Source organism: Bacteroidota bacterium (assembly GCA_019637975.1).
In the GTDB taxonomy this organism is placed as follows: Bacteria; Bacteroidota; Ignavibacteria; order UBA10030; family UBA6906; genus CAADGV01.
In genome coordinates this window covers 170,513-183,294 of the sequence record JAHBUR010000004.1, presented here as the reverse complement: position 1 = coordinate 183,294, position 12,782 = coordinate 170,513, and the positions used below count along the sequence as shown (strand labels likewise).

The 12,782-nt window shown below is 49.8% G+C and carries 8 protein-coding genes; all 8 read left to right on the top strand.

Translation table 11 applies throughout. From position 1 onward, the window contains the following. Window positions 1–18 precede the first annotated feature (18 nt). The 8 genes from KF749_03500 (at window position 19) to KF749_03465 (ending at window position 12,763) form a co-directional block, all read left to right on the top strand. Window positions 19–1,617, top strand: coding sequence for a DUF885 family protein (locus KF749_03500; protein ID MBX2990216.1), 1,599 nt, complete (start codon window positions 19–21; stop codon window positions 1,615–1,617). Then, a complete protein-coding gene (locus tag KF749_03495; GenBank protein ID MBX2990215.1) occupies window positions 1,592–2,839 on the top strand; it encodes an FIST C-terminal domain-containing protein in 1,248 nt (415 codons plus the stop codon). Before KF749_03500 ends, KF749_03495 begins: the two co-directional genes overlap by 26 nt. A 209-nt stretch (window positions 2,840–3,048) precedes the next feature. Then, the gene (locus KF749_03490) at window positions 3,049–3,354 is read left to right on the top strand and encodes an EthD family reductase (GenBank protein MBX2990214.1); all 306 of its coding nucleotides are present in this window, start codon (window positions 3,049–3,051) and stop codon (window positions 3,352–3,354) included. A gap of 3 nt (window positions 3,355–3,357) precedes the next feature. Continuing rightward, on the top strand, window positions 3,358–4,497 hold the full coding sequence (locus tag KF749_03485) for an FIST C-terminal domain-containing protein (GenBank protein ID MBX2990213.1): 1,140 nt from the start codon (window positions 3,358–3,360) through the stop codon (window positions 4,495–4,497). Continuing rightward, window positions 4,494–5,678, top strand: a complete 1,185-nt coding sequence (locus KF749_03480) for an FIST C-terminal domain-containing protein (protein MBX2990212.1) — start codon at window positions 4,494–4,496, stop codon at window positions 5,676–5,678. Before KF749_03485 ends, KF749_03480 begins: the two co-directional genes overlap by 4 nt. A 2-nt stretch (window positions 5,679–5,680) precedes the next feature. After that, window positions 5,681–6,820, top strand: a complete 1,140-nt coding sequence (locus KF749_03475; GenBank protein MBX2990211.1) for an FIST C-terminal domain-containing protein — start codon at window positions 5,681–5,683, stop codon at window positions 6,818–6,820. 112 nt (window positions 6,821–6,932) lie between these two features. Further along, entirely contained in the window at window positions 6,933–7,985 is a 1,053-nt protein-coding gene (locus KF749_03470) for a GHKL domain-containing protein (GenBank protein ID MBX2990210.1), read from the top strand. After that, on the top strand, window positions 7,982–12,763 hold the full coding sequence (locus KF749_03465; protein MBX2990209.1) for a nuclear transport factor 2 family protein: 4,782 nt from the start codon (window positions 7,982–7,984) through the stop codon (window positions 12,761–12,763). Before KF749_03470 ends, KF749_03465 begins: the two co-directional genes overlap by 4 nt. Window positions 12,764–12,782: the final 19 nt, after the last annotated feature.

The window sequence follows — 12,782 nt, the reverse complement described above, 5'->3', positions numbered from 1 at the left end:
CTCTCATTTCTCACATTGATGGTTATTTCCCTCCTCGTTGCCACGAATGCTGTTGCCTACGCTCAGAGCTCTCGCGACGAACTTCTCTCCCTCTTCCGTGAGTTCCGTGCACTTGCACATCCGACGTTGCCCGGGGGCGTTCCCGACTACACCACGGCGACAATTGCTGCAACTCATCGCAAGCTGCAAGCTCTTCAAGCGCGTCTCTCATCAATGGATCAGAGTGGATGGCCGCTTGAACATCAGGTTGACTTCGAGTTGCTGCGTGCGGAAATGAACGGCCTCGACTTCAACATTCGTGTGCTGCAACCATGGGCACGCGACCCGGCGTACTATGCAATCGTCTGGCCTGATCAAAGCGATACACCCGCGCACGAAGGCCCGACGAGCCACGCTGCCATCGAACTCTGGATGTACACATTCCCGCTGTCCAAGATGGATGAGGCAAAGCTTGCGAAGCAACTGCGGGTGATTCCCCCGCTTCTTCAGCAAGCACGCGCAAACCTGACGGGCAACGCACGTGATGTGTGGATTGAGGGTACCCAAAGCATACGCGATCAGATCAACGATTTGGATGATCTTGCGAAGAAGACGGGAACAGCGGGCCGTGAGTTCAAGAAGGCCCTTGCGGAAGCGCGGGCGGCGACAGTAAGTCTGGCCGAGTGGTTGGAACAGCAAGCGCCGTCCAAGACAGGCCCGTCCGGAATCGGCAAGGAGGCGTACACGTGGCACTTGCAGAATGTTCTGCTCATTCCCATGACTTGGGAGGAAGAGGAGATGTTGTTGAAGCGCGAGCTCGACCGCTCGTTGGCCATGCTCAGTCTTGAACGTCACCGAAATCGAAACCTCTCGCCGATTGCACCGGTATCATCCCCCGCCGAATATGATCAACGGGCGGATGCATCGGTACGAAAGATGATGGACTTCCTGAAGAATCAGGACATCCTGACGGTCAAGCCCTATATGGAACCTGAGCTTCGCAAGCACCTCGGAAGCTACAGGCCGCCGGAGAAGAGGAACTTCTTCACTAACGTGATGCATCTTGAGCCGGCAGTGTTGTACACGCATCTCGTTCACTGGTTCGAGACGGCAATGATACGGGATGAACCACACCCGAACCCGACGCGCCGTGACCCCCTTCTCTACAATATCTGGATGAGCAGATCGGAGGGGTTTGCAACGGGGGTGGAGGAGATGTTCATGCACGCCGGGCTGTACGACGATAACCCGCGTGCACGCGAGTTGGTCTGGATCATGTTAGCGTTCCGATGTGCGAGGGGGCTTGCTTCACTCTACGCGCACGCAAACGAAATCACACTCGAAGAAGCCCGTGCGTATCAAATCGAGTGGACACCCCGTGGTTGGGTGGGCGAGGATCTGAGTTTGATCGGCGGCGAACAACATCTGTATCTGCGCCAGCCGGGCTACGGCACAATCTACGTCACTGGCAAGTACCTGATCGAGAGGCTCATCGCAGACCGCAGCCGGCAACTTGGTGATGCCTTCAGGCTCAAGCCTTTTTTCGACGAGATGTACGGCGTCGGTATGATACCCGTTTCCCTCATCCGTTGGCAGATGACGGGGCTGGAGGATGAAGTCACAGCACTTCGACAATGATCTGGAACTGCCGACTGCCCCGAAGGATGAGACATGTTCAATCAACCGTTTCAACACCAATACGATCATGAAAGCAAAATCCATCAAAGGCAATTCGCCCGAAGAAATCCGATCGGCCTTGCAACACGGTATGGCCGACGGCTTCAGGCCGACATTGGCGATTGTGTTTATCTCCGTCAAGCAGAACCGCAAAGTTGTCCGTGAGCTGCTGACCCGGCAGGGAATAGATGTCTTTGGCGCCACTTCCTGCGGTGAATTTACAGACGGATACCAGGGCGAAGAGTCCATAGCAATGTTATTGCTGGATGTATCGAAGGATAACTATGCTGTTTTGTTTCAAGACATTGGTGGTAGAAGCATTGCAGAAGCAGCCCGTCAATTAGCGGAACAGGCAGCCCGTCAGTTCAAAAATCCTTCCTTGCTGTTGTGCAGCACGGGTATGAATGCAAAAGGGGAATTTTTTGATGGACCGACTCTGGTTCAGACAGTGAGAGAAGCCCTGGGTCAGGATCGGTTCTTTGTCGGCGGCATGGCAGGCGATGATATGACCTTTACCGGCAGTTATGTTTTCACAAATGATAGGGAAACTGATTTTGGCGTGGCGGCAATCGTACTGGATGCAGACAACGTGAGCATACAGGGCATAGCCATCACCGGGTGGAAACCGATGGGTATTTCAAGAACAGTGACGAAAAGTAAAGGTAACCTGGTTTACACAATTGATAACAACCAGGCAATAGAAATGTATTTGCAGTATCTCGGCAGGAAAGAGGATGCAGGTGCTACATCTTTTGACCTGATGAATGATGTGAGTATGTACTATCCTTTCATTGTTGAAAGACCCGGAGGCGGAACATTTTTACATACTCCTTTACGTATTGATGAAAATGAAAATGCTTTGCACCTGGATGTGGCCATGCCGGAAGGAACAAAATTCTGGTTCTCCATGCCCCCCGATTTTGACATTGTAGAAGAAGTGTTGCAGGAAGCTACCCGCATCAAAGGTGAGAATGCGGCGGATGCACTGCTCGTATTTTCCTGTGCAGGAAGGATCAATGTGCTGGGCCCGTTGGTGAATGCAGAGAACGAAGGCCTGCATAAGGTGTGGAACGCTCCTATGGCCGGTTTTTTCACCTATGGGGAATTTGGGAGGGACAATCAAAACAACCAGGAGTTTCATTCAGGCGCCTGTAGCTGGGTTGCGTTGAAGGAGCGAACATAGAACAGAACCACAATTGTGCGGACAATGTCCGCACAATTCAGAACAACTCTGCCTTCATCAACAACACGAAGAAAAGTGGGGACGCTGTACCCACAATTGCATGGAGGAGAGTTTCCTCAAGAAGCAAACAACGAAGATGGTGATTAGCCATCGGAGAACGGGATGATTAAAGCACAGTTCTAACTTCAACCACAAACAATAAGGCACACATGATCAAAGCAACAGTGTTATACGGGCATCCAGCCGATGTGGATGCATTTGAGAAATACTATCACCAGACCCATCTGCCGCTGGTGGCAAAAGCTGCGGGCATTGCAAAAGCGGAGTACACGAGATTCCTGCCCAATCCCGACGGTTCGACTCCGGCGCATTACCGGATGGCTGAACTCTATTTCGCAGGACCTGCGGAGATGCAGCAGACATTGGGTTCTCCCGAAGGAAAAGCAATGGCAGCCGACCTTTCCAATTTTGCAACGGGTGGAGTCACAATATTGATAGGACAAGTCGAGACGTAACTCATGAAAGCAAAATCCATCAAAGGAAATTCGCCCGAAGAAATCCGGCTGTCATTGCAACAAAGTATGGCTGATGGCTTCACACCGACGCTTGCCATCGTCTTCATGTCCATCAAGCAAGACCGTGAAGCTGTCTGTTCATTGCTCGACAATGTAGGCATCAGCATCTTCGGCTCCACAACGTCTGGCGAGTTCATCAGCCCTGAGATCAGCGAAGGGGGCATTGCTATCATGCTGCTTGATTTGAATCCTTCCTATTTCAAATTGGTGTTCCTCGAAACGGGCAACAGTTCTGATTACGAAATTGCAAAGCAGTTAGGTGAGGAGGGAAAGAAAGCGTTCTCGAACCCGGCATTTATCATTGTATCCGGCTGGGGCACTGAAATGGACGGTGAGCAGATCATAAAAGGCATTGAAGATGGATTCGGAGAAGGAGCCACCATCTTTGGTGGTATGGCGGGTGATGACCTCACCTTAACCGGGCCAGCTGTGTTCACCCTTGGTAAGAGCAGCATCACCGGTCTGGCGGCATTGATCATCGACGAGGACAAAGTAGAAATATCCGGAGTTGCCACCTGCGGGTGGAAACCTATCGGCATTACCAAAACAATTACTAAGAGCGCAGGTAATATAGTTTACACTATTGACGATCAACCCGCGTTGGATCTGGTAATGAAGTATTTGGGACTCAGTCTGGATCAGCAGCCTCTCAATAATACCGTTTTCAATCTTGGCGCATATTATCCGCTGCAACTGGAAAGAGAAGATGCTCCACCGGTGATGCGAACAGCCATGTTAGGTAATGCTGAAGATCGTTCGTTGGTCTGCGCTGGCAATGTACCTCAGGGAGCGAAAATCCGGTTCTCCCTTCCTCCTGACTTCGATGTCATTGATGCTGTTGTTGCGGAATGTACTGAAATAAAAGAGGATCGGGATGCCGATGCAGTGATCATGTTTTCCTGTGTCAGCAGGTATCTGTCATTCGGTGTCATGACAAGCGAAGAAATTGAACGAGTGACCAACGTATGGAATGCACCTCTCATAGGATTCTTCAGTTACGGGGAATATGGCAAGTCGAAAAGAGGGAAGCATGAGTTTCACAACAACACGTGTTGCGTTGTGGCCTTGAAGGAGAAGACATGAAAGCAAAATCAATCAAAGGGAAAACCCCGGAAGAAATTCAATCAGCATTGGAAGGAATCATGGCTGACGCTTGCCTGTCGAACAGGCAGGGTTTCAAGCCAACTTTAGCCATAGTATTCCTGTCTGTCAAACAAGATAGAAGAGCTATTTCCATGTTGCTTGACGAAAAAGGTATTCAGATATTCGGCGCTACAACCGCAGGCGAATTCATCGATGGTGAAATTGAAGGAGGCAGCATAGTAATGCTACTCCTCGACATGAACCCGGCGTATTTTAAAGTACAATTTCTTGAAACAAACCCCAGAACTGCTTTGGAAGACGCAAGGAAAATCGGTGCCATCGGAAAAGAAACTTTCAGCAACCCCGCATTTATCATAGCAAACAGTGGGGTATCTTCAGATGGTGAACCGATAGTCGAAGGTATCTTGCAAGGCAGTACAACACATACTTCATCGCCAAACAGTGAAGTGACTGTATTTGGAGGTAAGGCTGGAGACGACCTGGCTCTTGAAGCTACCTATGTTTTTACCAACGGGAAAAGTAACGACTGCGCATTGGTAGCACTCATCCTTGATGAAGATAAGATCGATGTAAGAGGTATCGCCACTTGTGGCTGGAATGCCATCGGCACGACAAAAACAGTAACGAAAAGTGAAGGCAGCATAATATATACGATTGACGACAAACCCGCATTGGATATGCTGATGAATTACCTGGGCGTTGACATACTGCTGGATTCCGGTAACGACATTGCGAGATTTCTCAGTTCCTGGTATTATCCCTTGCAGTTAGAACGTGAAAATGTAGATCCGGTAATACGTACAGCCATGTTTGCCAATCGTACTGACCGCTCACTGATTTGTTCCGGAAATGTGCCGCAAGGATCGAAAATCAAATTTGCCATGCCGCCTGATTTTGATTCCATTGATAAAGTAGTAGAAGACTGTAAAGGCATAAAGGATCATGCAGATCAACAAGCCGATGCGCTAATTCTGTTTTCATGTGTGAGCAGGCATTTATCATTTGGAATGGTAATCAAGGAAGAGATAGAACAGGTGCAACAAATTTGGAACGCACCCATGGCGGGCTTTTTTACTTATGGCGAATATGGAAAATCAAAAAAGGGAAAGTATGAATATCACAACAACGCTTGCTGTCTGGTGGCATTGAAAGAAAGATAATCATGAAAGCAAAATCTATCAAAGGAAGAACGCCGTTAGAGATACAGTCTCCCTTGAAGGAATGCATGGCAGACGGTTTCAAACCAACCCTTGCCATCGTCATTGTAAGCAACATGGAAGATGCGGAACAACTCCGTTCAATTTTTGGGAAACAAGGCATTGCGATTTTCGGGGTCACTGCACCACAAAAATTCACCGAACAGGGAATTACAGCCGGTGATATCGTTGTGATGCTCATGGATATTAAACCGGAACATTTCAAGATTGTATTGAACGATTACGAGGGTTCATCTGCCTACGAAGCCGGGTATAAAACAGGCATATCCGGAAAGAACGCTTTTGCGAATCCCTGCTTCATCATTTCACCGGTGGATTTCAAAGTTTCCGGAGATGACCTGATCCGAGGATTGACCGATGCAGCAGGCCATGAAATCATGGTTGCAGGCGGTGTTACCGGTAATCCGGCTGATTTTTCAGGAATCCTTTTCACCAATGATGCATCAAGTACTGGAGGTTTACTTGCACTCATCCTTGACCGGGACAAAGTTTCGATAAGCGGAATGGCTGTTTCAGGATGGAAACCGGTAGGGACAAGCAAAACAATTACAAGAAGTGAAGGCCCTTGGGTTTTCACTATTGACCATGAACCGGCGATGCATGTCATTCAAAGATTTTTAGGAAATGGCATAGTGATTTCTGCGACAGAAGGAAGAGGCCTGCTTCCTTCAGACCTGGGCTATCCTCTACAATTTGAGAGAGCATCAGGAAATGCTATCATGAAGCCAGCGCTATTGTTTAATCCTGCCGATCAATCAGTCATGATGGGAGGTGAAATACAAGAAGGAGATCATTTCCGGTTTTCCCTGCCACCGGATTTTGATGTGATTGACAAAGTGGTTGAAAACACCAGGATCATTAAAGAAAAGGAGATGCCGGATATCGATGTATTGATGGTTTTTTCATGCATAGGAAGATTAGGGACTTTTGGTCCATTGATCTCCAACGAAATAGAAGGGCTGGCATCAACATGGGGCAAACCAATGATAGGCTACTTCTCATTGGGTGAGTTTGGAAAATTGGATGAAGGCCGCTGTGAATTTCAAGGAACAACAGTAAGCTGGGTAGCACTGAAAGAAAAATAGTGTCACTAGCCTAAATGGCTTGATATCCAAGGCTCAATCCTCCCCTTCTCCTCTCAGGAGAAGGGGCCGGGGGTTGAGGTAGGGCCAGAATGCAGAACTGAAATCATGAGAGATGCATCAATCACTACAAAACATACTCAACCTCGTCGAGCAATCCGGCACACTGACGCCTGAACAGAAGCAATCTGTTTCCAATTGGGTGAAGGAAGTTGACAAAGCCATCGCCATTGCCGAGTTCAAGTTGGACCGGACGGAGAAGGTGAAGCGCACCACTGCGATCCTGCTTGAAGAGACGATTCAGGAACTGGAACTGAAGCGGAAGGCGGTTGAGGAATCGAGAGCGGCGTTGCAACAATCATTGGAAGAACTGAAAGCAACTCAGGCCCAATTGATTCAATCCGAAAAGATGGCCTCGCTCGGTGAGCTGACCGCGGGCATCGCCCACGAAATCCAGAATCCGTTGAACTTCGTGAACAACTTCTCGGACGTGTCTACCGAGTTGCTCGACGAGATGAAGGAAGAGCTCCAAAAAGGAAACGTGGAGGATGCACAAGCCCTTGCCGAAGATATCAAAAAGAACCTTGAGAAGATTCTGCATCACGGTAAACGTGCCGACGCCATCGTGAAGAGCATGTTGCAGCACTCACGCACAAGCGCCGGCAAGAAAGAGCCGACCGACATCAACGAGCTGTGCGATGAGTTTGTGAGATTGGCATATCATGGCTTGCGGGCAAAGGACAGATCGTTCAATGCCGATTTTGCGACCGATTTCGATGCCGATATTGGTTCTGTGAATGTCGTCGCGCAGGATATCGGCAGAGTGATTCTCAATCTTATCAACAACGCATTCTATGCTGTCAGCGAAAAGCAGAAGCAAGGTCTCGACGGATACAAACCGACCGTGACCGTTGCAACGAAAAGGTCTGCCGACAAGGTTTTCGTCAGTGTGATGGATAACGGCAATGGTATTCCTGATGCTGTCAAAGAGAAAATCTTTCAGCCGTTCTTCACCACCAAACCGACAGGCGATGGGACCGGACTTGGATTGAGCCTGAGTTACGACATCATCACCAAAGGTCACGGCGGGGAACTGAAAGTGGAGACGAAAGAAGGTGAAGGAACATCATTCACCTTCAGCATACCCATCAACCATTCACGACCATGAAGCTGACAAAGAAACTCGAGGCCGGAATTCTCAAGATCTATCATGCCTATTGGGATGCATATCTCGACGGAGACATAAAAACCTTTGCATCCATGCTGGATGAGAGGGTTAGCGTGTTTGGTTCGGCGATCAGCGAAGTGTTCAACAGCAAGAAGGAGACAGTCAGGTTCTACAAAGCAACCTCCGATCAGATGACGGGCAAGGCGCAATTCCGCAACCGGGACATCAAGCTGCAACCGGCGGGTGATTGCATCCTGATTCGAGAGCAGAGCAACCTGTATGTGCTGATTGAGAAGAAATGGACGTTCTACGGCCGCGTCCGGATTAGCGCAGTGTTTCAGGAGACACCGTCGGGTTGGAAACTCGTCCACCAGCACGGGTCTTTGCCGGATTCGAGGGCAGAGGAAGGCGAACAGATTGCAGCGGAGAAAATCAAGAAAGAGAACCTGGATTTGCGTGAAGCGGTACAACGCCGCACCCTTGAGCTGGAGCAGAAGAACCGCGAGCTGGAAATTGAAACCTCGCTGGAACGCGTGCGCGCCGTGGCGATGGGCATGAAGCAACCGGCTGATATGCTGGAGATATGCCGAACCATCTCGAATGAGTTGGCCCTGCTGAACGTGAAAGCCATCCGCAATGTGCAGACGGCCATCTTCTACCCGCACCGCGGCACATACATGAACTATGAGTACTACGCAAAGCACAAGAAGACATTCATCACTGAGACAACATACACGAACAACAAGACTCACAGAGCTTTTGCCATGAAGATGCTGAAAGGCGATGGCGAATTCTTCACGACGCATATCAAGGGCAAGAAGGTCAAGGAGTGGATTGCGTATCAAAAGACGACGAATGTGTTTATTGATAAGTACCTCAATACTGCATCATCGCTGAATTACTACTGGTACTCTCTCGGCCCGGTGGCGATGGGCGTTTCAAGCTACTCACCCCTCACGAACGAAGACCTGGACTTGTTCAAACGCTTCCGCAACGTGTTTGAGCTTGCGTACCGGCGATACATGGATATTGAAAAGGCGGAATCCCAGGCGCGTGAAGCCCAGATCGAAGCCGCTCTGGAGCGTATCCGCGCAAGCGCGATGGCGATGCATGCATCCGGCGAGATTGAGAATGTTGTGCACATTCTGCGTGAACAAATGGGCCTGCTCGGCCAGCCGGAGCTCGAGACTTCTGTGATAAGCCTGCTGGAAGAAAATTCAGATTGTCTGCTTTCCTGGTATGCCTTCCGGCCTCCTGCATTGTCATCCGGGAAGATTGTTACGGGAAAGATGTCCTTTCTGTGGCAAGACAGCGCGCTGACCAGAGAAATGGTGCAAGCGTACCGTTCCGGGCACAAAGAATACATCATAGAGGCAGATGCCGCGAAAGCCATGGAGATGCAAAGGGCGCTTGTCCGGGCCGAACCTGAACTTGCTCCGTACGTCGGCCAACGAGTTTCTAACCGAGTGTGGCATTTTCTTACCTTCTTCTCCGGCGGGACGCTGCTGATGGTTTCCCATCAACCGCCTTCGGAGGAAGCCAAGTCGCTGCAACGACGTGCCGCGGCCGTGTTCGACCTGGCGTATCGCCGCTACCTTGACTTGAGAAAGGCAGAAGCACAGGCGCGAGAAGCACAGATCGAAGCCGCTCTGGAAAGAGTGAGAAGCAGGTCAATGGGGATGCAAAAAAGCGAAGAGCTGAAGGATGTCATCCAGATCGTTTATGATCAACTCGTTCAACTGAAAATCCATACTGAACATACAGGGTTTATTATGGATTACAAGTCAAGGGATGACTACAAGAGCTGGATCGCCGACCGGTTTGGAACTCCCTCTCAAGTAACTATCCCCTACTTCGATTGCATCTATTACAACCGTTTCAATGAGGCAAAGAGAAGAGGGCTGGATTTCTTTGCCGTCACTCTCTCCTTTGAAGAGAAGAACAGATTTTACCATGATCTCTTTCAACGTTTACCCGGGTTCCCGGAGGAATCAAAGAAGGCCATTTTTGACGCACCTGCTTTTACGATCTCTACTGTTCTGTTGGAAAATGTGGCTCTGTATATAGAGAACTTTGCCGGCGTTCCTTATTCAGAGGACGAGAATGCCACACTCATGCGCTTTGGGAAAGTATTCCAGCAAACATACACCCGCTTCCTCGACCTTCAAAAAGCAGAGGCGCAGGCAAGGGAAGCGCAGATTGAAGCTGCTCTTGAGCGCACGCGTACCCGGAGCATGATGATGCAACATTCCGGGGAACTGCTTGATATTGCCAAAGTCTTTCACGAGCAGCTATTGCTTCTGGGCGTTGATTCTGAATTCTCTTTTGTATGGCTCCCCAATGAAGAGAACGGCGATCATTTGTTCTGGACAACCTGGATGGAAGAAAAGGACGGCAACAAAGACTTTCACGCAAGGGCCATCTCCTATCCGTTGGACATGACGGAACCTTATACTGCTGCATGTTTTACGGATTGGAGAAGCGGGGTTTCTGTACATGAACATTTTGTTGCCCCTGAAAACATTCCCACATTCTTTGCCTCCTGGGAAGAATTGCTGGCGGGAGCCGACAGATTGAAGCCCGGATTTTTCCCCGATGGCATCTATTACACAGAGGCATTCATGAAATACGGGTGTTTTGGTATTGATATCAGGAGACCTCTGCTCCAGCAGGAGAAAGACATCCTGCATCGGTTTGCCATCGAGTTTGAACGAACCTATACACGTTTCCTTGATCTGCAGAAGGCAGAAGCACAGGCAAGAGAAGCAGAAATACAATTGGCACTGGAAAGAGTGCGGGCACGCAGCCTGGCTATGCACCACACGGACGAATTGCAGGAGGTCGTCAATGTGGTGGCACAACAACTACTCCAGATGAGTGTTGATATTGATGGTGGAGTGTTTGTTGCGATCAATGATGAAGTAACAAATAATCTTCCGTTGTGGGCCGCCGCCGGCGCTACCGACTATGTGCAGAAAGCGACCGTACCGTTTCTGGACAGGCCTATTTACACTCAGGTGCGTGATGCCATCGTACGTCGTCAACCTTTTTTGACAGTGTATCATTCAAAAGCGGAGAAGGATGAATTTCTTGAGCATTTGTTCCGGCACCATCCGTGGAACCAAAACAGTGAAGAACGCAAAGCGGAATTGCTTGCAAGGGAGGGTGGGTTAACAAGGTCGATATCGGTAAGCCGCCACACTGCCATCGGGATCACCAATCATCATGGCAGAAAGTTCTCCGATGCCGACAATGCAATTCTCAAGCGCTTCGCAGGTGTGCTCGAACAATCCTATACCCGTTTCCTCGACCTCCAAAAAGCCGAAGCGCAGGCAAGAGAAGCGCAGATCGAACTCTCACTGGAAAAGATCCGGGCAAAAGTGACTGCGATGAAAGAATCGTCAGACCTGCTCGATATCGTTGTCACGATGCGCTCCGAGTTCGTCTCGTTGGGACATGAAGCGCACTACTTCTGGCATATGCGTTGGCTTCCCGACAAATATGAAAAAGCCATGACGTCGGGAGATGGTACGCGCATCGGCATGGTGATGACACTGCCACGTCATATCCATGGAGACATCAAGCTGGTAGCCACTTGGGAAAAGAGTGACGAGCCCACCCTGGTTTTCCCAATGGATGTGGATACTGCTGTGGCATACGTGGACAAAATGATCAAACTGGGTGACTTTCAACAAGTGGATCCCCAGGCGCCCACGTTGGATGACATCCGCCACATCGGTGGACTTACGTTCATTATGGCACGGACTACGCATGGCGAGATCGGGTACAGTTTGCCAGGCCCTGTTCCCAATCCATCCGAAGAAGCCGTTGCCACCCTGGCACGGTTTGCAAGTGTGTTTGATCTCGCCTATCGCCGTTTCGAAGACTTGAAGATCGCTGAAGCACAGGCACGACAAGCGCAACTTGATCTGATCCAACTGCAACAAGCAAAGAAGAGAGCGGAAGATGCACTCACTGACCTGCGGTCCACACAGGAACAACTTCTCCAGCAAGAGAAACTTGCTTCACTCGGCCAACTCACGGCAGGCATCGCCCACGAAATCAAGAACCCGTTGAACTTCGTCAACAACTTCTCGTCTGTCTCTGTCGAGTTGGTTGATGAGGTGATGGAGGAAATCAAGAAATCTCAGGGTGCAGACAACGGTGATGTACCTCAATTGTTGAGGGACATCAAAACCAATCTCACCAAAATCATCGAGCATGGCACGCGGGCTGACGGTATTGTCAAGTCCATGCTGCAACATTCGAGAGGTGGCAGCGGGAAGAAGGAACCGACTGACCTGAATGCGTTGGTGAAGGAGTATGTAAACCTTGCGTTTCACGGCATGCGCGCAAGCAAGAACCCTGTTAACGTGGATATTGTACTCGACCTCGATCCATCAGTCGGCCCAGTGTCGCTGATTGGCGAAGATTTCAGCCGGGTTGTGCTTAATCTTTGCCAGAACGCTTTTGACGCAATGCGCGAGAAGGCGAACGCAGGAGGCAAGTCGTACTTGCCAAAGCTCTCGGCGCGTACACATCGCGAAGGCAATCAGGTAACGCTTGAAATCGAAGACAACGGTCCGGGCATTCCCGATGCGATCAAGGACAAGATACTTCAGCCATTCTTCACGACGAAAAAGGGAACTCAGGGTACGGGTTTGGGACTTTCCATCACGCATGATATTGTGAAGGCGCACGGCGGAATCATGACAATAGAAAGTTCAGAATCGAACGGCACGATTTTCAGAATCGCCATCCCTTCCGGTGGCGCATAGATGTTTGTGTTGCTTAACC

Bases quoted from the DNA above. Each gene is read 5' to 3' on its own strand.
- KF749_03475 (MBX2990211.1), top strand. From the start codon at position 5,681: ATGAAAGCAAAATCTATCAAAGGAAGAACGCCGTTAGAGATACAGTCT.
- KF749_03485 (MBX2990213.1), top strand. From the start codon at position 3,358: ATGAAAGCAAAATCCATCAAAGGAAATTCGCCCGAAGAAATCCGGCTG.
- KF749_03480 (MBX2990212.1), top strand. From the start codon at position 4,494: ATGAAAGCAAAATCAATCAAAGGGAAAACCCCGGAAGAAATTCAATCA.
- KF749_03495 (MBX2990215.1), top strand. From the start codon at position 1,592: ATGAAGTCACAGCACTTCGACAATGATCTGGAACTGCCGACTGCCCCG.
- KF749_03470 (MBX2990210.1), top strand. From the start codon at position 6,933: ATGCATCAATCACTACAAAACATACTCAACCTCGTCGAGCAATCCGGC.
- KF749_03490 (MBX2990214.1), top strand. From the start codon at position 3,049: ATGATCAAAGCAACAGTGTTATACGGGCATCCAGCCGATGTGGATGCA.
- KF749_03465 (MBX2990209.1), top strand. From the start codon at position 7,982: ATGAAGCTGACAAAGAAACTCGAGGCCGGAATTCTCAAGATCTATCAT.
- KF749_03500 (MBX2990216.1), top strand. From the start codon at position 19: ATGGTTATTTCCCTCCTCGTTGCCACGAATGCTGTTGCCTACGCTCAG.